Annotated in this window: 23 protein-coding genes; 8 read left to right on the top strand and 15 right to left on the bottom strand. The window is 43.1% G+C overall.

Annotated features, from left to right (window positions below):
* Positions 1-77: 77 nt before the first annotated feature.
* Complete coding sequence (locus ACFQZI_RS14185) at positions 78-2405, top strand: S9 family peptidase (protein ID WP_377143521.1); 2328 nt, start codon at positions 78-80, stop codon at positions 2403-2405.
* 68 nt (positions 2406-2473) lie between these two features.
* Here ACFQZI_RS14185 and ACFQZI_RS14180 read toward each other — a convergent pair whose 3' ends face one another.
* Genes ACFQZI_RS14180 through ACFQZI_RS14145 form a run of 8 tightly spaced genes read right to left on the bottom strand, consistent with a single transcriptional unit; the run spans position 2474 to position 7111 of the window.
* Complete coding sequence (locus tag ACFQZI_RS14180) at positions 2474-2872, bottom strand: GlcG/HbpS family heme-binding protein (RefSeq protein ID WP_377143519.1); 399 nt, start codon at positions 2870-2872, stop codon at positions 2474-2476.
* 39 nt (positions 2873-2911) lie between these two features.
* Positions 2912-3355 (bottom strand): luciferase domain-containing protein, encoded by a 444-nt coding sequence (locus ACFQZI_RS14175; RefSeq protein ID WP_377143517.1) that lies wholly within the window; start codon positions 3353-3355, stop codon positions 2912-2914.
* 1 nt (position 3356) lies between these two features.
* Entirely contained in the window at positions 3357-3716 is a 360-nt protein-coding gene (locus ACFQZI_RS14170) for a hypothetical protein (protein WP_377143515.1), read from the bottom strand.
* A gap of 2 nt (positions 3717-3718) precedes the next feature.
* The gene (locus tag ACFQZI_RS14165; protein WP_377143513.1) at positions 3719-4273 is read right to left on the bottom strand and encodes a hypothetical protein; all 555 of its coding nucleotides are present in this window, start codon (positions 4271-4273) and stop codon (positions 3719-3721) included.
* 12 nt (positions 4274-4285) lie between these two features.
* A complete protein-coding gene (locus ACFQZI_RS14160) occupies positions 4286-4783 on the bottom strand; it encodes a hypothetical protein (RefSeq protein ID WP_377143511.1) in 498 nt (165 codons plus the stop codon).
* Positions 4784-4794: 11 nt separating this feature from the next.
* Complete coding sequence (locus tag ACFQZI_RS14155; protein WP_377143509.1) at positions 4795-5721, bottom strand: TIGR01777 family oxidoreductase; 927 nt, start codon at positions 5719-5721, stop codon at positions 4795-4797.
* Positions 5722-5733: 12 nt separating this feature from the next.
* Positions 5734-6549: a DCC1-like thiol-disulfide oxidoreductase family protein gene (locus tag ACFQZI_RS14150; RefSeq protein ID WP_377143507.1), complete on the bottom strand. Its 816-nt coding sequence runs from the start codon at positions 6547-6549 to the stop codon at positions 5734-5736.
* A 55-nt stretch (positions 6550-6604) separates the two neighbouring features.
* Entirely contained in the window at positions 6605-7111 is a 507-nt protein-coding gene (locus ACFQZI_RS14145; protein ID WP_377143505.1) for a GbsR/MarR family transcriptional regulator, read from the bottom strand.
* A 131-nt stretch (positions 7112-7242) separates the two neighbouring features.
* Here ACFQZI_RS14145 and ACFQZI_RS14140 point away from each other — a divergent pair, with 131 nt between their 5' ends.
* Positions 7243-8091: a DUF3667 domain-containing protein gene (locus ACFQZI_RS14140; protein WP_377143504.1), complete on the top strand. Its 849-nt coding sequence runs from the start codon at positions 7243-7245 to the stop codon at positions 8089-8091.
* Between the two features lie 59 nt (positions 8092-8150).
* Here ACFQZI_RS14140 and ACFQZI_RS14135 read toward each other — a convergent pair whose 3' ends face one another.
* The 4 genes from ACFQZI_RS14135 to ACFQZI_RS14120 all read right to left on the bottom strand — a co-directional run bounded on the left by ACFQZI_RS14135 (position 8151) and on the right by ACFQZI_RS14120 (position 11475).
* Positions 8151-8519 (bottom strand): hypothetical protein, encoded by a 369-nt coding sequence (locus ACFQZI_RS14135; RefSeq protein WP_377143502.1) that lies wholly within the window; start codon positions 8517-8519, stop codon positions 8151-8153.
* Between the two features lie 114 nt (positions 8520-8633).
* The gene (locus ACFQZI_RS14130; protein ID WP_377143500.1) at positions 8634-9083 is read right to left on the bottom strand and encodes an ASPIC/UnbV domain-containing protein; all 450 of its coding nucleotides are present in this window, start codon (positions 9081-9083) and stop codon (positions 8634-8636) included.
* Between the two features lie 26 nt (positions 9084-9109).
* On the bottom strand, positions 9110-10630 hold the full coding sequence (locus ACFQZI_RS14125; RefSeq protein ID WP_377143498.1) for a cryptochrome/photolyase family protein: 1521 nt from the start codon (positions 10628-10630) through the stop codon (positions 9110-9112).
* 32 nt (positions 10631-10662) lie between these two features.
* Positions 10663-11475, bottom strand: coding sequence for a DUF3108 domain-containing protein (locus ACFQZI_RS14120; RefSeq protein ID WP_377143496.1), 813 nt, complete (start codon positions 11473-11475; stop codon positions 10663-10665).
* A gap of 244 nt (positions 11476-11719) precedes the next feature.
* Here ACFQZI_RS14120 and ACFQZI_RS14115 point away from each other — a divergent pair, with 244 nt between their 5' ends.
* Both ACFQZI_RS14115 and ACFQZI_RS14110 read left to right on the top strand, forming a co-directional pair.
* Positions 11720-12739 carry a sensor histidine kinase gene (locus ACFQZI_RS14115; protein WP_377143494.1) on the top strand — a complete coding sequence of 340 codons (1020 nt, stop codon included), beginning with the start codon at positions 11720-11722 and terminating at the stop codon, positions 12737-12739.
* On the top strand, positions 12736-13446 hold the full coding sequence (locus ACFQZI_RS14110) for a LytR/AlgR family response regulator transcription factor (RefSeq protein WP_377143492.1): 711 nt from the start codon (positions 12736-12738) through the stop codon (positions 13444-13446). The genes ACFQZI_RS14115 and ACFQZI_RS14110 overlap by 4 nt, the downstream gene beginning before the upstream one ends.
* Positions 13447-13545: 99 nt before the next feature.
* Here ACFQZI_RS14110 and ACFQZI_RS14105 read toward each other — a convergent pair whose 3' ends face one another.
* A complete protein-coding gene (locus ACFQZI_RS14105; RefSeq protein WP_377143490.1) occupies positions 13546-14220 on the bottom strand; it encodes a tetratricopeptide repeat protein in 675 nt (224 codons plus the stop codon).
* A 232-nt stretch (positions 14221-14452) separates the two neighbouring features.
* Here ACFQZI_RS14105 and recF point away from each other — a divergent pair, with 232 nt between their 5' ends.
* Positions 14453-15553, top strand: a complete 1101-nt coding sequence (gene recF, locus ACFQZI_RS14100; RefSeq protein ID WP_377143488.1) for a DNA replication/repair protein RecF — start codon at positions 14453-14455, stop codon at positions 15551-15553.
* Positions 15546-15836, top strand: coding sequence for a DUF721 domain-containing protein (locus ACFQZI_RS14095; RefSeq protein ID WP_377143486.1), 291 nt, complete (start codon positions 15546-15548; stop codon positions 15834-15836). Before recF ends, ACFQZI_RS14095 begins: the two co-directional genes overlap by 8 nt.
* Before the next feature lie 5 nt (positions 15837-15841).
* On the opposite strand, the gene ACFQZI_RS14090 is transcribed toward ACFQZI_RS14095, so the two are convergent.
* Positions 15842-16042: a hypothetical protein gene (locus ACFQZI_RS14090; RefSeq protein WP_377143484.1), complete on the bottom strand. Its 201-nt coding sequence runs from the start codon at positions 16040-16042 to the stop codon at positions 15842-15844.
* 138 nt (positions 16043-16180) lie between these two features.
* A complete protein-coding gene (locus ACFQZI_RS14085; protein ID WP_377143482.1) occupies positions 16181-16600 on the bottom strand; it encodes a nucleoside-diphosphate kinase in 420 nt (139 codons plus the stop codon).
* Positions 16601-16730: 130 nt separating this feature from the next.
* Between ACFQZI_RS14085 and ACFQZI_RS14080 the strand changes: the two genes are divergently transcribed.
* Positions 16731-17741 (top strand): DHH family phosphoesterase, encoded by a 1011-nt coding sequence (locus tag ACFQZI_RS14080; protein WP_377143480.1) that lies wholly within the window; start codon positions 16731-16733, stop codon positions 17739-17741.
* A 15-nt stretch (positions 17742-17756) separates the two neighbouring features.
* Complete coding sequence (locus tag ACFQZI_RS14075; RefSeq protein WP_377143478.1) at positions 17757-18722, top strand: FKBP-type peptidyl-prolyl cis-trans isomerase; 966 nt, start codon at positions 17757-17759, stop codon at positions 18720-18722.
* Positions 18723-18738 lie beyond the last annotated feature (16 nt).

Below are 18738 nucleotides of genomic sequence, written 5' to 3'. Positions count from 1 at the left end.
TACTTTATTAGCCCTTGTTAATTGTTAAAATACTTTACCTTGGTATCTTCAAAGTTATACTGACTAATATTATTGAAATGAACAAATTTTTACTTACGGTAACGGCTTTCGCGATGGCACTAAGCGCCAACGCGCAACAAAACGCCACTATAACCGCTAAAGATTATGAGCGTGCCGAGGGCTTTTTAAGTTACAGCACTTCTCCACTGGTTTATAGGGCAAATGTTTCGCCGCGCTGGCTGCCTAATGGCAAATTTTGGTATAGCGTAAGCACTCCCAACGGTACCGAATTTATTTTAGTAGACCCGGTTAAGAGATCGCGCACGGCCGCTTTCGACGCGCAGAAACTTGCCTCGGCATTGTCAACTGCTTCGGGGCAAACCTATAATGCTAATAAGCTGCCATTTCAATCAATCGGCTACAGCGCCGATGGCAAATACATCACCTTTGGTGCCGATGGTAAAAAATGGATGTATGATGCGCAAGCCAACAAAGTTTTGGCCGACACTACAAAAGCGCAGGCTAATGCCGGTGGCCGCTTAACGGGCCGTGCCGCGCGTGGCGGTGGTAACGAAGTGGTATCTCCGGATGGCACCAAAGCGGTTTTTATACAGGATTATAACCTTTGGGTGCGCGATCTGTCCACTGGAAAAAAAACACAGCTGACTACCGACGGTGTAAAAGATTTTGGTTACGCTACCGACAACGCCGGCTGGACCATGAGCGACAGGCCAATTGTGTCATGGTCGCCCGATTCTAAGAAAGTTGCAACCTTTCAGCAGGATCAGCGCAAGGCAAGCGACATGTACCTCGTTACTACCAACGTTGGTAAACCAACCTTAATGGCGTGGAAATACCCATTACCGGGCGATAAAGATATTGTTACCATACAACGTGTTATTATAGATGTAGAGAAACCTAAGGTTATTCGTTTTAACATAGCGCCAGATCCGCACCGCGCTACGCTTAGCGATGATATTGCAAGCAGCGGCAGCCTTGATGATGCTGACTGGAAAGCCGATGGCAGCGAATTCGCGTTCGTATCAACCTCTCGCGATCACAAGAACGAAAAATTTCGTATAGCTAACGCCACTACCGGGCAGGTTCGCGAAGTGTTTGAAGAAACCGTTAAAACACAATATGAATCGGGCTGGGGCGCTATTAACTGGCGATACCTGCCTGCATCTAAAGAGATCATCTGGTTTTCGGAACGCGATAACTGGGGCCACTTATACCTTTACGACGCTACAACAGGAAAGCTAAAAAACCAGATCACCAAAGGCAACTTTGTAGTAACCAAACTGCTTAAGGTTGATGAGAAAAGTCGCACACTTTACTTTATGGCCGGCGGCCGCGAACCGGGTAACCCATACTTTGCACACTTTTATAAAATTGGCTTTAACGGCAAAGGCTTAACCTTGCTTACACCGGAAGCCGGTAACCACAACATTAGCTTCTCGCCTAAGGAGGATTACTTTGTAGACAGCTACTCGCAGCCAGATGTACCGGCGGTTACCGTACTGCGCGATATGAAAGGCAACCTGTTGGCTACCCTTGAAAAAACTGATATATCACGTTTGGAAGCCACCGGCTGGAAAGTGCCTACACCGGTTAAACTGAAAGCAAATGATGGTACAACTGACATATATGGGTTGATTTTTACCCCAACCAAAATGGATGCCGGCAAAAAATATCCGGTTATAGATTACATTTACCCGGGCCCGCAGGGCGGCAGCGTTGGCAGTTGGTCGTTCGCGGCATCACGTGGTGATAATCAGTCCCTGGCCGAACTGGGCTTTATTGTGGTGGTTATTGAAGGCACCAGCAACCCGCTGCGTTCAAAAAGCTTCCATGATATGAGCTACGGCAACATGGGTGAAAACACCCTGCCCGATCAAATAACGGCCATTAAACAGTTGGCTCCTAAATACCCTATCGATACTACTAAAGTGGGTATCTGGGGCCATTCGGGTGGAGGTTTTGCAACCGCTACCGCGATGTTTAAGTATCCCGATTTTTTTAAGGTAGGTATCTCCGAATCGGGTAACCACGAGAACCGCAACTATGAGGATGACTGGGGCGAACGCTATAACGGTTTGGTTGAAAATTCAAACTATGATGCACAAGCCAATCAGAACTTCGCTAAAAACTTAAAGGGTAAGCTAATGCTTGTACACGGTATGATGGATAACAACGTGCCGCCATACAACACTCTTTTGGTTGTCGAAGCGTTGGAGAAAGCTAACAAAAGCTTCGACCTGGTAATTTTCCCTAACAGCGCACATGGCTACGGGCAGTACAGCTACTACATGATGCGCCGCCGCTGGGATTACTTCGTAAAAAACCTTTTAGGTGCCGAACCGCCGTATGATTATCAACTTGGCCCAAAGGCTAACAAACGTTAAGATCAGCGACAAGTATAACAGTAAAAGTCCCGACAGCTATCGTCGGGACTTTATTATGATGCTAACTTTTATAAAGCTTCTGCACCTGCCGATGCTACTTCATGATCCTGGTCTACAGACCCACCTGATACGCCGATAGCACCAACAATCTTACCATCGCCGTCTTTCAGCACCACACCACCAGGAAAGCTGATCAACCCACCGTTTGAGTGCTCAATATTGTAAAGCGGCCCGCCGGGTTGCGACAGTTTGCCAATCTCGCCCGAGTTCATGTCAAAAAATCTCGCGGTTTTGGCTTTCTTGATCGCGATATCAATAGACCCCAACCAGGCGTTATCCATGCGGTGGAAAGCCACAAGGTTCGCGCCCTCATCTACAATGGCAATATTCATGGGTACGCCAATGGCGTTTGCTTTTTCTTTAGCTGCTTTAGACAATTGTTCTGCCTGTTCTAAGGTAACACTCATATTATTTTTGTTTAATTGAGTAGTTAGAACAGCCATCGCTTAACTAATGTTTAAATTATTTAACTCTTTTGTTTTAAGATCGCAAGCGATTTTGAATAAGCGCACGGCCAGATCCTTGTCAGCTTTTTCCTTCATATAAACACTTATCCATCCGCTGTTTTTAAAACTGTGATGATCTTTTATGCGTGCATCTTCGGCCATTAATTGGGCTTTTATGTTGCGGTTAAGGAGCATATCCAGCAAGCCGTTACTATGGATGTGCCCCATCTCGCGGTTGCCACAATTAAATTGCAGTCCGCCGTACTTGTGGGTAAAAACACGGATATTTTGCCAGCCTGAAACCTCGGTTTCGATTTCGTCTATCCATACCAGTAATTCGGGTTTTAAGACTACGGATTGCATCCTTAACATCCCGTCATAAACATGCGCCAATCCCGGTACAAATTTCAGGAAACCCAAATACTTGATAACGAATTTAAACATGCTAATTCTCCTCGGCCAGGTGTTTAATATGCTCCATTACGCGAAGGTGTACATTTCGGGTAATGCTTTCGGCCCAAATATCGTAATACCAAACCGGGAATACGTACAGCCTGTACCAGCTATTGCCGGTAAGCGTTGTGGTGCCGTCGCCGTTATCTTTTAACAGGAATTGCCCGCGCAAAATATCTATATGGCCCATAATTTCAGGGTCGCGGGGTTGGTTGGTGATATCGAAAGTGAGGTTTTTGTTCTCATTGTAAGTCACTATCTTTTCATCAAACACATAGCCGTTGCTAAAAATACATTTGCGTTTGGCGCCAAGGTAGTACCCTTCGGCAGTAGACTGCACCGGGCTCGGCATCCCTATTCTGAACAGCCAGTAATCACTTTTTCTCTCGATGCTTTATAAGCCACAACATACTTCCAAACCTCACTTGGTGGCGCGTTTATTACTACAGTATCGGCCACCATATTTTCATAATGATGTACAGATAGTGAATCGACCACAAAGATCCCGAATAGCATCACAAACACACTAACATTGAGCGTTTGATTGTTCTTCTCGAACATCCTTTTGCCTGCAAGTTCCCCTGTCCAAATAAATGTGAATAGCAGCGGTGAAACAATAACGAGGCAAATCATTCCTTCTCCCAAAAACACCGTGCTCAAAATACAGACGAATACCGTGTTATAAAAAGCCCAGGCTGCCAGCTTTGCGTTTTTGGGATCAAAGTCCCGCCAAAACCACGCGCTGATAATGCCCATAACAAATGGGACTATTATAAATTCAGAAAAGATAAGCAGGCCGGGGCTGTAAAAATATTTTTCAAAAATGTACCTGGTTATTCCTATTACTGTTAAAGCGAAAATGTTCGGGAAAATGAAGCCGTTGGCTTTTGGGCTAAAAATTTTATTCATGATGATAAGTTATCAGGTGGTTTTTAATATTTGTAAAGTTTCCAGTCTGCGGGCGTAGCGGTAAGCTACATACAACGGAATAATGCCAATTACCCCGAACGAGCAATCTACCAGTTGCCAAAACTGCGGGATGTGCCGGATAGGCCCGGCGATAAAAGCCAATGGAAAAATGAGCACGCAGGCAATCATCCCAAATTGCAGCACCCAGATGTTCCGGGCGGGATCGCGCAGCGGACCAATAAACGCCAGCGCGATAACCGCGTGGGCAAAGGCAAGCCAATCGGTGCCGTAACTTAGGTATGGGTATTGGGCGTTGGTAGTTTTTACCGCAGTGTAAATTGTAGTAAGCCACTGCTGCATTGTGGGCGAAAAGGCATCGATGTTATGCATGGCGACGGCCATTTCACTTTCTATCGGGAAGGCGGTTATGCCGCTTAATATTAAACCCACCATCAGAAAGATGATCCATCTGCGGGCTTTTGTTTTTAATTGTGTTGGGGTGAGGTTCATGGTTGTGTAGGTTATAAACGAATACTTAAAATATCTTTAAGGGCATGTTCGGCTTTGGCGAATTGGAATTCGAATCCTCCGTCGAGCAATCGTTTAGGCAACACCCAGCGACTCTTTAATATCAGTTCGGTTTCGGTACCAATAATGGCCGCGCCCATTTCCAGCAACCAGGCCGGTGCAGGCAAACCGAAAGGGATGCCAATGGCATGGCGCAGTTCCTTCATAAGTTCGGCGTTTTTAATGGGTTCGGGCGCGGTGCAATTAACTACGCCATCTATGTTTTGGTGTTGCATGAGCCATTCGGTTGCCTTAACCACGTCCTGCTCGTGCACCCATGAAACATATTGCTGCCCGTCGCCCTGCTGGCCACCCATGCCCGCCCTAACCAGGTTGATCAACCGCGGTAAAGCGCCATCTTTACGGCCAAGCACAATGCCGATACGCAAGGCCACCTTGCGGGTTTTAGGTGTAGGTTGGTCAAAGAATGTTTTCTCCCAGATCTTACAAACCTCAATAGAAAAGCCGTAGCCGATCTCGCCGGTCTCTTCATCTTGCGGGCGGTCCTCGGCGTGGCGGTAAATTGTAGCAGATGCAGCGTTTATCCAAAGTTTAGGCGGATTGATCAAACCATCTGCAACCTTGCCCAACAACGTGGTAGGCTCAACCCTTGAGCTGATGATCTCATCGCGGTTGGCTTTGGTGTAGCGACAGTTCACATTTTTACCGCAAAGATTGATGAGCATATCGGCATCTTCCAGTTCTTTGGCCCAATCGCCCTGGGTACGGCCATCCCATACCAAAGTTTTAATATTGCCCTTATCGGGCTGCGGGCGCCTGCTCAGGATGATAATCTCTTCGGCATCGTATTTATAATGTTCGGCAAGGGCCTTGCCTATTTGTCCGTTTCCGCCTGCTAATATGAGTTTGTGGTATTTCATGGTACGTTAGGTTTATAAAAATAAAATGACAGCTAAGATGGCCGCGCGATAGATGCTCCATGTGATGGTAAGCGCCCATCCAATATTAAGCAACTTACTCCTGCGGATATGTTCTAAAAACATCAGCCCGGCTACCGCAATAAAGTAGCCTGCATAACTCACAGGATGCGCGCCCATAACTTTGGCCGCCGGTAACATCAACAGTAATAATAATCCGCCTGCAAAAGAAATGGTCATCATGTTTCCCAGGTAATCCCACTTCTTATCTTTAGCAATTATGCTGATCACCATACCCTGAAAGATAATCTGTCCGCCGCAAATGAGGGCTTCGCGGTAAAGGTTGCCTACGGGCATAATGCCCTGTAGCAGGCCTGCGTAAAAAGTAAGGATGTATGAGGTAACCGCCCATGTAAACACCAGGTAGGCGATGTGGTATTTCAGTTTAAAAGTTGGTTGTATGCCACTCCTATCGCAGGCGGCTGGGATAATTACGCGGCGATTGTAAGATATAAACGCGTAAACTTTACTCATGAACCACACGAATGGCGCGAAAGTGAACAGTGGCTTAAAAACAGGCGCGGCATTACCAATAATTTTAAACAAGCTTTTAATACCATAAGTTACCTCGCCGGTTTGGCGGTTCACCAAAGCGATTTCGTTTGCGGCGCGCTGCCTGTCGACCATTGGGCAGGCGGCGGCGTTAATATGCTGGTAAGCTTCACGACCGTTTGCGTCCAACATCCCGGTTTGTACAAAGACATTGGTGTACATTTTGCACATAGGGCATTCGGCATCGTAAAGTATATAGTGATCGTTTAAGGTTTTCATTATCGTATTATTTGTATTTTCAATAAATATTGAAACATTACAAGCAAAAAAAATGCTACTTGAACATTTTAAAAATAGAACCCCAAAACCAGCTTTCTTCTGCTTTAAGCATAGTCTCTAAAGTTTTATCTACGTTTTTAGCCATCTTGTTTATATCCGTTACCGATTTATTGAAGGTAGTAAATTCAGGATCTTTTTTGTCGCCGGTTACTTTTGTAAGTTCATCTAAAATTTTAAGTACGGGTTCCAATTCGCGTTTGCGGCGTTCTTTGGCTACCTGGCGTGCAATGTTCCAGGTGTTTTTATCTGCAAAAAAGTATTCTTTACGTTCGCCGGGTTTGTGTTGCTTTTCAACCAGGCCCCATCCTATCAGGTCGCGCAGGGTCATGTTGGCGTTACCACGGGATATGCTCAGGCTTTCCATAATATCCTCGGTAGTGAGGGCATCGGGCGTTACCAGTAATAAGGCATGCACCTGTGCCATGGTACGGTTTATACCCCACTCGGAGCCTAATTTGCCCCATGCTTCAATAAACTTTTGCTTTGCTTCAGGTAATTCCATGCACAAATGTAAACATCTTTTCAAACTTTCAAAATATTTTGAAAGTTTATTTTCATTTTATTCAAAATTCTTTTCCGATACTTTTTACTCAAGCTAAATTTTTATATTTTTAGGTAAACCGAATACCTGCCATGAGCAAACTACAAGAGGCACAGATAGCTATAACCGAATGCCCAACCTGCGGCGCGGGGTTTATGGGTAAATTTTGTTACGCCTGCGGCGAAAAGCAATGCACCGATAAGGATCTTTCCCTGAAGAAATTCGCGGAGCAAACGGTAGATATATTCACTCATTTCGACGGGAAATTTTTTCTTTCGATGAAATACCTCCTGTTTTATCCCGGTAAATTGACAACTGAGTTTTTGGCGGGGCGGAGGGTTAAGCTGATGAAACCCCTGCAGCTTTACATAATCATTAACATTGTGTATTTCTTTTTGCTAAAACAGGTGGACCTTTTTCTGCAATATGCCAAATACATGGTACAGGGCAAAGGCGCCGTGGCAGATGCGAGCCGCCATTTGGTGGCCGTGGGCGCTGCCCACAAAGGCATAAGCACACAGGCTTATATTGAAGAGTTTGACAAGACACTGCCCGATACTGCCAAGGCGTTCATCATCCTGCTCATCCCATTACTGGCGATAGGTTTATGGGCAATCAATATAACCAAACAAAAAAAGATAGTACCTCACATTGTATTTGCCACGCACTTCTTCTCATTTTTACTGGTGTTTTTTATGATCTTCGCCGCGCTGGTAATCTTCCCTATTTCTAAAACAGATTTTTTTAAGGATCATCGTCAGCTTATTATTTCGCTGATAGTTGTGCCTATTATATGGTATATGTATGCTTCTCTGAAGCGGGTGTACAGGCAATCGGTTTTCATCACCACGCTTAAAACGGTGGCTTTTTTGGCGTGGTTTATAGCAGTTATAGTTTTATACCGCAACGGTATTGCCTACGTGCATTATGCCTTGCACTAAAAAAGAAAGCCGCCCCGATAATACCGGGGCTGCTTTTTAATATTGTTATTTATCTGCTGTTAGTTTGATGCGGTTGCGCTCCAGCCATCACTCCAGCCGGTGCTGGCTTTACCAGAACCTTTAACCAATTTATCGTAACGCACTTTTTGTGCAGGGGTTAAAACGGCTTTAATCTTCTGAATAGTTGTTGCACGCAGCGGGCGTATAGCTACTAACATTTTATCATTATTGCCATTTTGCTCAGTTTTGATCTTCTCGAACTTTTGCGCCGATTCCTGGTAGATAGCTGCAATTTTAGCAGTTTGCTTATCGGTAAGCTTAAGCTTGCCTTGCAGCTCTTTTGCCTTTTCAACGGGATCACTCGTACTGATGCGGGTTTGCGCATTTGCTGCAACGGCAAGGCCGAAGAACATGCAGATAATTAACATTATTTTTTCATAACCTATTGATTTACGTTGGATTAAATATAACTAAAGTTAGCTTTTGGTTTTAATATTTTAAATATAGTATCATATATCGTTAATATTTTTTAACGCTTGCCATCATAGGCATACAAACTGCCACACCTTTTTATTTTTTAAAGTAAGCTTATCGAGTTTTTTCGCCACCAGATCGCCCCCTTCGCTTAGATGTAAAAACTGACCGGGCGCTACATTTTTAAACGTTTGTATGGTACCGCTGCCTGCCCATTTTATTTCCATCTCATCAATAATTTTGGCCCGGCCAATACCAATTTCCTGAGTTAGAGGCGATGCACCAAAACTCCCGCCCGAATTTACATCCTTGTAAATGCTGCGTTTAACACCATTCTCGGTAATGCTTAGCTTAATGTGGCTGCCAATAGCCGCTTTGTTTGATTTAACACCAGCAAGTTTTATACTTATCCAGCTATTGCTACTTTGCCCGGGATTAAGGTATAACGAACTGGTGTATGAGTCGCCTATGTATGCTCCCCCCATCTCTAAAATTGCGCTTATAAAAGCAACATTCAAAATTATTTCAAAGAAAAATTTTCGCTTTACTTAATGTAACCACTCTGCGAATCAAGCTCTTGTAAAAAACATTCGGCGCTTTTTAAATGTTTTTCGCGCTTTTCAGGGGGCATTTTATCAAATGTTTTAATGAGCATCCCCAGCCTTGGGTTTTGTAAAAAGAAATTTCGGTGCACATGCATAAAACGCCAGAACAGGCCATCCCAGGTTTCCTGCCATTCACCTTTTGGCCAATCGCCCATTTTCATGAGATAATTGCTACCGCTAATGTATGGTTTAGTCACCATCAGGCCGCCATCAGCAAACTGGGTCATGCCGTAGGTGTTGGGTACCATCACCCAGTCGTAGGCATCAATATACATTTCCATAAACCATTGGTATACGTGGTGCGGGTCAAACTCGCATAGCAGCATAAAGTTACCCATCACCATCAGGCGCTCAATATGGTGGCTGTAGCCAGTATCTAAAACCTTTTTAATCACCATATCTACCGGCACTATCCCGGTTTCGCCCTTCCAGAATGACGCGGGGATCTTCCTTTTAAATCCCCAGTAGTTTTTGGTTCGCTGCTTTACGCCTTCACGCTCGTAAACAATATGAATAAACTCGCGCCAACCCATAACCTGCCGAACAAATCCTTCGAGGGAATTTAACGGAACTGCATTATCTGCAGCAAAATCAAGCGCTGCATCAATTATTTGCTGAGGGTTTAATAAACCAACATTAAGCATTGGCGTAAGCACCGAATGGTATAAGAAGCTCTGCTGTGCCACCATGGCATCTTCGTAAATGCCAAAATTGTGAAAACGCTGTTTGAGGAAATTGTGTAGCCATTGCCCGGCCTCCTGGTAAGTTACCGGATAAAGGCCGCCGAGGTTACCAAATGGCGATGCAGTGCTGCCATAATTATCCGGATAGTTTTTATCTACCCATTTCCGGGCCTCCGCTACATATTTATTTTCGGCAGGGATATCCAGCGTTGGCGCGACCTCTCCTTTAGGGAACCGCGCCCTGTTCTCGCTGTCATACGTCCATTTACCGCCTATAGGTTTGCCATCTGCTTCCAGCAAAATTTTTCGCTCCTTGCGTTGAGTAATATAAAAATCGGTTTGGAAGTAGGTTTTGCGGCCATCAAAGTACTCTGCTACATCATCAGCACTGTTCAGGTAGTTGGGGCTCCGGTATTTTGCCAACGCGATGTTGTGTTTCCCGCAACTGCTGTCCAAGCGTTTTTCCAGCCAATCGTCGGCAACATCTGCATAATGGATGTTTTCTGCCCCCTGTTTGGCTAAATAGGGTATCAGCTTACGTACATCGCAAAGCTCGTCAGTGGCTTCTATGTATCTTACGTCAATCCCCTTATCCCTAAGGAACCCCGCATAAAACTGCATGGATGCACGGTGCAATACCAGCTTCTTTTTATGAAATGTATATTGGTTAAAAAACAGCTCCTCCTCTACTAAATAAACCAAACGCCCATCTTTCACAGCCGGGTGTTTCTGAAACAACTGGTGCGGAAAAATGAGCGTTATATTTTTTGCATGCATGGTTTTAGAACATGCCGGGCGGGGTAATTGTTCTATTTGCGAAACCTCGATAGCACATTATAAGCAGCACCCGGTAACTTTACTTTGTAGCGAAAACCACCGGGGAAAGTGTCTTCTTCCTTAATAAACTCATGGCCTTTTTTACTTATCCAAAAAGTTTGGGTAGCATGTTGTCCCTTAAAATCGCTTTCGTTAACAAGCTTCCAGCAATCAACCGTTTTGTCATCCATCGTCATAATTACTTCGCTACCTGTAACTTTGTAAATAGTATATTCCGGCTTACCCAGGCCGGCATCGTAGAAATTAATGGCAAAAGTTTTACCCGCGGCCAATGGCAGCATCTGAAAAGTTTCTATATCTAAATTCCAGTTAAAGTTGGGCGAGGTAAAATCAAGCGAAAAGGTTTTTTGCATATTGGTAGCTACTGTGTCGGCACCTCTTATTTTATCTTCGCTCCAATTATACGCGCGGTTATTGCCGGCAACGTTCTCGGCATGGTATATAGGCGCAAAATCGCTCATGCGGTTCACCGAGTAAACGGTGCGGTAACTCGTGCTATCGTTGCCATACCAATGCTGGCTGGTTACAAAAACCTTTTGCCCATTGCGGTTCTCTACTTTTGTATCGCGCAGCCAAAGCCAGTATCCAAGGCTTTTTGTTTTCCTTGGCGATTGAAAATAAACCAGGTACTGGCGCATGCCCGGCTTTAAAGTAGACGTGTTTAAACGATGATCTTTTAGCCGGATGGTATCAACCTGTGCCGATGCATATTTGGGGTTTGCCAATAACAATGCGGTGGTGAGGCAGGTTATAAACATACCTGCTACTGATGTATTAATTTTCATGATGTAATGCGTTTAAGTTAATTAATGTTCCAAAACTGCGGTTTGCGACTGCTCATGTAAAATTTTTTCAATACAACACCCAAAGTATTTAGCAGGTAGTGGTTTATTTTCAACCGCTAAGCTTGTAATACGTTATTTATTAAAATAGGCTGCTGGTTTAAAAAGAGGGGGCATTGGTTTAATTAACCTGCTATGCTGTTTAAAGTGATACGCATCTACAAAAAAGGTTTGTACATTTATAAGCATGCTGTTAGTTAAAAATAAGCCCGCCATAACACAATTACAGTGGATGGTTTGGGGCTTTGTATTCCTGGTAATAACACTATCCCTTTTAGCGATGGATAGCTTTTGGCAGGCCATAACCTACGCGCTTTTAAATACCGCCTTTTACGCGGCCATTGTGTATGGCAATATTCTTTGGCTCTTCCCCCGGTTGTATCAAAAAGGTCGGGTTATTGGGTATGTGTTAGCGGTAATATTGTTCCTGTTAGCTATTGGTGCGGCAAGGGCGTTTGTTACGCTTTACGCCTATAATTTGCTATTTGCCAAGCACCCCGAGCCCATGAGCATAAAGGCAATAGCAAGTATGGTTATTGGCGGTGTTATGATATTCCTACTTAGTTTTGTGTTGCGTATAGCGCTTGCATATTTCACTTTAAAACAACAATCGGAAGAGATAATAGCGCAGAAAACACAGGCCGAGCTAAACCTTCTAAAATCGCAGGTGCAGCCGCATTTTTTGTTTAACACCCTTAACAACATTTATTACGAGGCTTACCTGGAGGCGCCGCGCACAGCATCCCTTATAGAACGCCTGAGCAATATTATGCGCTACTTTGTCGATGAGAGCCCTAAGCAAATGGTTAGCCTGGGTACCGAGATCCAATTTTTAGAGAACTATATTGAGTTAGAAAAAATAAGGATAAGGTACGATACAGACTTAACTTTTAATAAGGATTGTGATACCACCATCGATTTGCCACCTATGCTGTTAATGACTTTTGTAGAAAATATTTTTAAACATGGCATTGATAAAAGCAGCAGCAATAACAAAATAGAGATAACGCTGATGCAGCAAAACCACAGGTTGAACTTCACTACAAGCAATACGCTTCCGCATAACCCTTTAAGCACCTCGTCGACAGGGTTCGGTGTCGAAAACCTGCGCAAGCGCCTGGAATTGCTGTATGGCGACGATTTTGATTTGCAAGTGCAAAATAAAGGCGACCTTTATGTGGCAAAGCTAAACATACCACTGGCATGAATTTAAGGTGTATTATTATTGACGATGAACCCAACGCGGTTAATTTGCTGGAAGTGTTAATTGGCCAAACTACCCAATGGCAGCTTTTGGGTAAATGCTACAACTCGCTTGAGGCAATGGATTTTCTGAAAAAGAACACCGTAGATTTTATTTTCCTGGATATTAATATGCCGCACCTTACAGGTATGGAACTTGCCGCACTACTGCCTAAAGAAACCAAAATTGTATTTACTACAGCCTATGCAGAACATGCTGCAGATAGCTATAGCTTCCAAACTATCGACTACCTGCTAAAGCCTATTACGCTTAAACGTTTCCTGGCTGCAACACAAAAAATTGAAGCAGCTTTTGCCGCACAACCCAACATTGAAAAAAATGAAGATAGGGTTGATAATGGCTATTTTTTTGTAAAAACAGGCAAAACACTGCGCAAGATATTACTTGATGAAGTATTGTATTTTGAAGGAGAAAAAGAATATGTGCGCCTGGTTACAGGCACCAGCGACCTATTAATTTATCGCCGTTTAAAAGATATTGAAGAACAGTTGTCTGCCCCCTTTGCGCGTGTACACAACTCATACATCGTAAACACCAAATTACTCAGCAAAATTCAAGATAACCACATTTATATTGGAGATAAACAGATCCCGGTGAGTGAAAAATTCCGTGAGGGTTTTATGGAACTGATAAAACAGCGGATATTTTAAAATTTATCTAATAATAAGGAATTACAGTTAACTTATTGCACTAAACAAATAATGCCTGCTTTTAAGGCAGGCATTACTGTTTATAATATAGCGGATATTTTATTTCGCTTCAACACGAGCGATGTACCCGTCAATATTTTGTGCTTCGGCGCTGTCAAAATATTCGGTTTTTATTTTCTTGTAAGTATCAGCAGCAGCTTTGTTATCCTTTTTAGCTTCGTAAACCAGGCCCAGTTTCTTTAAATAAAACGGAGAAAGGAATTTATTGCTGGCTTTGTCAGCAGCTTTTTTGAAGAAGGTTTCAGCTTTATCGTAATCTTTTAATTCAACATAAGCATCGCCTGTGCTACCCAAAGCTTCGGCAGCAACCATATTATCATCGCCACGATAGTTGGCAAGGTTGTCAATTGCCTGGCGGTATTCGCCTTTGTTTAAATAAGCAGTGCCTAAGTAAAAGTAAGCAAGGTTAGCAACTTTGGTGTTGCTATAATCGCTTATGATCTTTTTAAATCCAGGGTAACCGGCATCACCGTTAATAGCTTTGTCCCAATCTTTTTTAGCCCAAAAATCTTGTGCTACGTGCATTTGGTTCGCAGCGGTAACCTCCCTTGGTGCAAGGTAAAGTTTAAGGTAGGCTACGTAAATAACAATCATTACAACAATAGCCGCTGCAATAAATAATAAGCTTTTTTGGTTCTCCTGAACAAAACTACCGCTCTTTACAACACGTGGTTTCTCTGCTGTAGTTTTTGTATTCACCTCGATTTCTGACATCTGTATTAAAAAATTAAGTTTGCAAAAATACGGTTTTCAATCCTTTTAGCAAATTTATATTTTGGATAGTTAAGGGGTTTGTTATTAGCGGCTAATGAGGCATTTGAATTTAAGGTTTAGGCTAACCTTTATTGGCAATATCTGCCTTGCACTTAAATACAGAACCACCCCTAAAACTAATGAGCCAATGAACAAATAAACCGCCATAAAACACTAAATTTGCCTTCCGTTTATGTATCTGCAGCAACTCTCTTTCATCAATTTTAAAAATTACGCCGAGGCCGAAATTTCGCTTGCCGAGGGGGTGAATGCCTTTGTGGGTAATAACGGCGCGGGTAAAACCAATCTGCTGGATGCAGTCCATTACCTGTCGCTTTGTAAAAGCTACTTTAACCCTATCGATAGCCAGCAGATTAAGCAAGGCGCCGATTTTTTCATGATAAACGGCGTTTTTCAAAAAAACGGCAGTAAAGAGGTTGTGGCCTGCGGGGTAAAGCGCAACCAAAAAAAACAATTTAAGCGCAATAAAAAGGATTACCAGCGCCTTGCTGACCATATTGGTTTGTTACCGCTGGTAATGATCTCGCCTTACGACATCAGCATCATTATAGAGGGCAGCGAGGAACGCCGCAAGTTTATTGATAACGTTATCTCGCAAACCGATCATCAATATCTTGATGAATTGATAGCCTATAATAAGGTGTTAACTAACCGCAACGCGCTGCTTAAGCAAATTGCCGATACCGGTCGTTACGATCCCGAGTTGCTTGCTGTTTTTGATGAACAAATAATAGCATCGGGGAAAAAGATATTTGAAAAACGCCGGGCTTTTATGGAAACATTTACGGCCATATTTAACAGGCACTACCAATTCATCAGCGAAGATGCAGAACAGGTGGAACTAAATTATGAATCGCAATTGCTGAACGATGATTTTGCCGCGCTGTTAAAGAAAAGCATGGAGCGCGACAGGATCCTGGAGCGTACCACTATGGGCATCCATAAAGACGACCTGCAGTTTAACATCCACAGCATGCCCATGAAAAAGTTTGGGTCGCAGGGGCAGCAAAAATCCTTTCTGATAGCGCTTAAGCTTGCGCAATACACTTTCCTCACTCAAAAAAACGGGTTTAAGCCATTGCTGTTACTGGATGATATTTTTGATAAGCTGGACGATAACCGCGTAACCAAGCTAATGCAGATGGTATCAAACAACGATTTTGGGCAGGTATTTATAACCGATACCAGCAGCGCCCGGGTTGAAGGGATATTTGAAAAAATAAGCGTTGAAGTGAAATTATTTAAAGTAACGGAGGGCAATATAGATGCGTAAGGCCAACGATAAATCGCTTAAGGAAGCTATTGAGCAAATGCTTAACGTTTACAAAATTAAACGCCGGTTTGATGAAACCGCTATTGTAACATTGTGGCCTGATCTGGTGGGGAAATCTGTAGCCAACCGCACTAAGGAGTTATTTATACGGGATAAGAAATTGTTCCTGCGAATAGAGTCATCGGTAATTAAGCACGAACTGGTAATGATGCGCGAACAAATCATTCAAAAAATAAACGAGTTTGCTAAAACCGAACTGGTAGCAGATATTATATTCCTGTAAAGCTGTTACCTGCCGCGGGATAAACGAATACGATGGGAAACCTTGCGGAAGCTATCGTCCATAATTTGCGAAAATGCCAATAAGAAGATACCGGGAAATATAAACGCGAACTGTGCTTCGGGATGATCCCTAAAGATGTTCATAGATGTCACAATAATAGCCACGATAACTACAGAATAGATAAGGTATTTAATAAGTGACTTCATGATAACTGCGTTAATTAAAGGCGTTTACCGGCTTTGATATGTAAATATACATACTATTTATTAATATACAAGAAAAGCTAAAACAAAAGGCTTTGTAACTGTTGTGTTACAAAGCCTTTTACCAATGTTAAATATAGCTTAGAAGCGCTCAAAAGCCGAGAAAAAGAAGTTACCTTCTATCTCCGCGTTTTCGTCAGAATCTGAACCATGAACCGCGTTGGCATCAATAGATTTAGCAAATAAGTTACGAATAGTGCCTTTTTCTGCCTTAGTTGGGTCAGTAGCGCCTATCAACTTACGGAAATCTTCAATAGCATTATCTTTTTCTAAGATTGCCGCCACAATAGGGCCCGATGACATAAAGCTAACAAGGTCTGCAAAGAAACCGCGTTCCGCGTGTACAGCGTAAAACTCACCTGCTTTTTCAGCGCTAAGCGATGTGTATTTTAATGCTACAATTTTAAAACCCGCTTTGGTTATGTGGTCTAAAATAGCACCAATATGGCCGTTTGCAACTGCATCGGGCTTTATCATTGTAAAAGTTCTGTTATTTGCCATTATATTATGTTCTTTGTTGATTTAAAGAGGCGCAAAAGTAGGGTTTTATAACTGAAACTTAAAGTATTTGCTATAAATATGATATACGTATTTAATTAATTTACTTAGCTTTGCAACTCTTTTTAAATTGATGTTGGATTTAGCCTCGCTTTCTGAACTTTTAAGTCAGCCCCGTAAAATAGTAATAACTACCCATCATAAACCCGATGGTGATGCTATGGGTTCGTCGTTAGGCATGTATAATTACCTTATACAACAAGGCCACCACGCAAAAGTTATTGCACCAACAGATTATCCCGAGTTTTTAAACTGGATGCCGGGCAATGGAGAGGTGATCATCTTTACAGAGAACCGCGACCTTTCTGCCACATTAATCGCCGATGCCGAGATCATATTTTGCCTTGATTTTAACGCCCTGAGCCGTATTAACGATATGGGCCCTTTAGTTGGCGAAAGCAAAGCTTATAAGGTGATAATAGACCATCACCTGGAGCCCGAAGATTTTGACGATTACCGCCACTGGGATATCAATGCCTGTGCGGCCGCGCAACTGGTTTATACTTTTATAGTTGGTCAGTTACAGCATCCGGAGTTGATCAATAAAGATGTGGCTACCTGTTTATACACCGGCATCATGACAGATTCCGCGTCGTTCCGTTTGCCAAATACAACATCAGAGGTACATCGCATAGCGGCTCATTTAATAGACGCGGGTGCAAATAACTCGCGCATACATGAGTTAATATACAGTAGTTCATCAGAAAACCGTTTGCGCTTTTTGGGCCATTGCCTTGCAAACTGTTTAGAGATACTGCCCGAATACAATACCGCTATCATGTCGGTTAGCAAAGCCGATATTGCAAAGTTTGATGTAAACACCGGCGATACCGAAGGAATTGTTAATTACGCACTTTCAATTGCAAGCGTGCATTTGGCAGCGTTCATAGTAGAGCGCAGCGATAAGGTTAAACTATCCTTACGGTCAAAAAATGAGTTTCCGGCTAATGAGATCTGCAAAAAGTATTTCCAGGGCGGAGGCCACCGCAACGCGGCAGGCGGCCAGTCTGATGAATCGCTGGAGGCAACAGTAGCAAAATTTAAATCAATATTACCCGAGTATAAAACACTATTATTACAATAAGAACTAACAAGAACAATGAGAAAAAATTTAATGATCATAGCAGCGGCGGCATTAGGGCTTGCAAGCTGCAAAGGTGGTTTTAAACAAGGTGCCGGTGGCATGTTATACAACATCCGTACAGATAAAGCCGGGCCAACTATTAAGCCCGGCGATTTCATTAGCCTTAACCTTATCCTGAAAACAGATGGCGACTCAGTATTAGGCAGCACTTACGAATTAGGCCGCCCCGTACCACAAATAATGGAGAAAGAAACCCGTAAAGGCGATGTTTCTTCGGCATTCCTGTTATTAAGTGAAGGCGATAGCGCTACTGTAAAATTAGCTATCGACTCGATGTTTAAAAAAGGCGCCCCAAGGCCTCCGGGCATTAAAGGTAAATACCTTGTTTACGAGATAAAAGTTGAAAAAGTAATTCCGCGTGGCAACCAAACAGATCCTGTTTTCCAGGCACACGTTACCGATTATTTTAAAGCGCAAAGCGAGATCATCAAGAAGAAAGAGCCTGCGCAGATAAAAAAATATATCGAGGACAAAAAACTTCAGTTAACCACTACTCCATCTGGTTTACAATACAAAATTAACACCCCGGGCAGCGGCCCTAACGTGGCTAAAGGCGATACTGCCGTTGTTAACTATACCGGCAGGTTGTTAAACGGCAAATTGTTTGATACCAGCATCCAATCTGATGCTAAATCAGACCCTAAAATTTTTGATCCGCGCCGTAAATACGAGCCAATTAAAGTTCCGGTTGGCGAAGGCCGTGTAATTGCAGGTTGGGACGAAGGATTGTTGTTAATGAACAAAGGTTCTAAAGCTACATTTGTAATACCATCAAATATTGGTTACGGCGAGCAGGGTTACCCGCCGCGTATAGGTTCATTTGCCCCAATAACTTTTGAGGTAGAATTATTACAGATCATTAAACCAGATCCTAACGCACCAAAACCGGTACAACAACCGGGAATGCCGCAAGTAAGATAATTAACAAAACTTATAC

This window comes from Mucilaginibacter lutimaris (genome assembly GCF_042676625.1).
GTDB lineage: Bacteria > Bacteroidota > Bacteroidia > Sphingobacteriales > Sphingobacteriaceae > Mucilaginibacter > Mucilaginibacter lutimaris.
Note: the sequence above shows the minus strand (reverse complement) of the source record. Positions and strands in the feature narration are given on the sequence as shown.

What these genes read in the sequence shown, in the direction of transcription:
- ACFQZI_RS14105 (WP_377143490.1), bottom strand. Translation starts at nt 14,220, where the DNA reads ATGTCAGAAATCGAGGTGAATACAAAAACTACAGCAGAGAAACCACGT.
- ACFQZI_RS14125 (WP_377143498.1), bottom strand. Translation starts at nt 10,630, where the DNA reads ATGCATGCAAAAAATATAACGCTCATTTTTCCGCACCAGTTGTTTCAG.
- recF (WP_377143488.1), top strand. Translation starts at nt 14,453, where the DNA reads ATGTATCTGCAGCAACTCTCTTTCATCAATTTTAAAAATTACGCCGAG.
- ACFQZI_RS14155 (WP_377143509.1), bottom strand. Translation starts at nt 5,721, where the DNA reads ATGAAATACCACAAACTCATATTAGCAGGCGGAAACGGACAAATAGGC.
- ACFQZI_RS14085 (WP_377143482.1), bottom strand. Translation starts at nt 16,600, where the DNA reads ATGGCAAATAACAGAACTTTTACAATGATAAAGCCCGATGCAGTTGCA.
- ACFQZI_RS14180 (WP_377143519.1), bottom strand. Translation starts at nt 2,872, where the DNA reads ATGAGTGTTACCTTAGAACAGGCAGAACAATTGTCTAAAGCAGCTAAA.
- ACFQZI_RS14080 (WP_377143480.1), top strand. Translation starts at nt 16,731, where the DNA reads ATGTTGGATTTAGCCTCGCTTTCTGAACTTTTAAGTCAGCCCCGTAAA.
- ACFQZI_RS14185 (WP_377143521.1), top strand. Translation starts at nt 78, where the DNA reads ATGAACAAATTTTTACTTACGGTAACGGCTTTCGCGATGGCACTAAGC.
- ACFQZI_RS14150 (WP_377143507.1), bottom strand. Translation starts at nt 6,549, where the DNA reads ATGAAAACCTTAAACGATCACTATATACTTTACGATGCCGAATGCCCT.
- ACFQZI_RS14165 (WP_377143513.1), bottom strand. Translation starts at nt 4,273, where the DNA reads ATGAATAAAATTTTTAGCCCAAAAGCCAACGGCTTCATTTTCCCGAAC.
- ACFQZI_RS14075 (WP_377143478.1), top strand. Translation starts at nt 17,757, where the DNA reads ATGAGAAAAAATTTAATGATCATAGCAGCGGCGGCATTAGGGCTTGCA.
- ACFQZI_RS14160 (WP_377143511.1), bottom strand. Translation starts at nt 4,783, where the DNA reads ATGAACCTCACCCCAACACAATTAAAAACAAAAGCCCGCAGATGGATC.
- ACFQZI_RS14115 (WP_377143494.1), top strand. Translation starts at nt 11,720, where the DNA reads ATGCTGTTAGTTAAAAATAAGCCCGCCATAACACAATTACAGTGGATG.
- ACFQZI_RS14140 (WP_377143504.1), top strand. Translation starts at nt 7,243, where the DNA reads ATGAGCAAACTACAAGAGGCACAGATAGCTATAACCGAATGCCCAACC.
- ACFQZI_RS14090 (WP_377143484.1), bottom strand. Translation starts at nt 16,042, where the DNA reads ATGAAGTCACTTATTAAATACCTTATCTATTCTGTAGTTATCGTGGCT.
- ACFQZI_RS14170 (WP_377143515.1), bottom strand. Translation starts at nt 3,716, where the DNA reads ATGCCGAGCCCGGTGCAGTCTACTGCCGAAGGGTACTACCTTGGCGCC.
- ACFQZI_RS14175 (WP_377143517.1), bottom strand. Translation starts at nt 3,355, where the DNA reads ATGTTTAAATTCGTTATCAAGTATTTGGGTTTCCTGAAATTTGTACCG.
- ACFQZI_RS14135 (WP_377143502.1), bottom strand. Translation starts at nt 8,519, where the DNA reads ATGTTAATTATCTGCATGTTCTTCGGCCTTGCCGTTGCAGCAAATGCG.
- ACFQZI_RS14120 (WP_377143496.1), bottom strand. Translation starts at nt 11,475, where the DNA reads ATGAAAATTAATACATCAGTAGCAGGTATGTTTATAACCTGCCTCACC.
- ACFQZI_RS14110 (WP_377143492.1), top strand. Translation starts at nt 12,736, where the DNA reads ATGAATTTAAGGTGTATTATTATTGACGATGAACCCAACGCGGTTAAT.
- ACFQZI_RS14095 (WP_377143486.1), top strand. Translation starts at nt 15,546, where the DNA reads ATGCGTAAGGCCAACGATAAATCGCTTAAGGAAGCTATTGAGCAAATG.
- ACFQZI_RS14145 (WP_377143505.1), bottom strand. Translation starts at nt 7,111, where the DNA reads ATGGAATTACCTGAAGCAAAGCAAAAGTTTATTGAAGCATGGGGCAAA.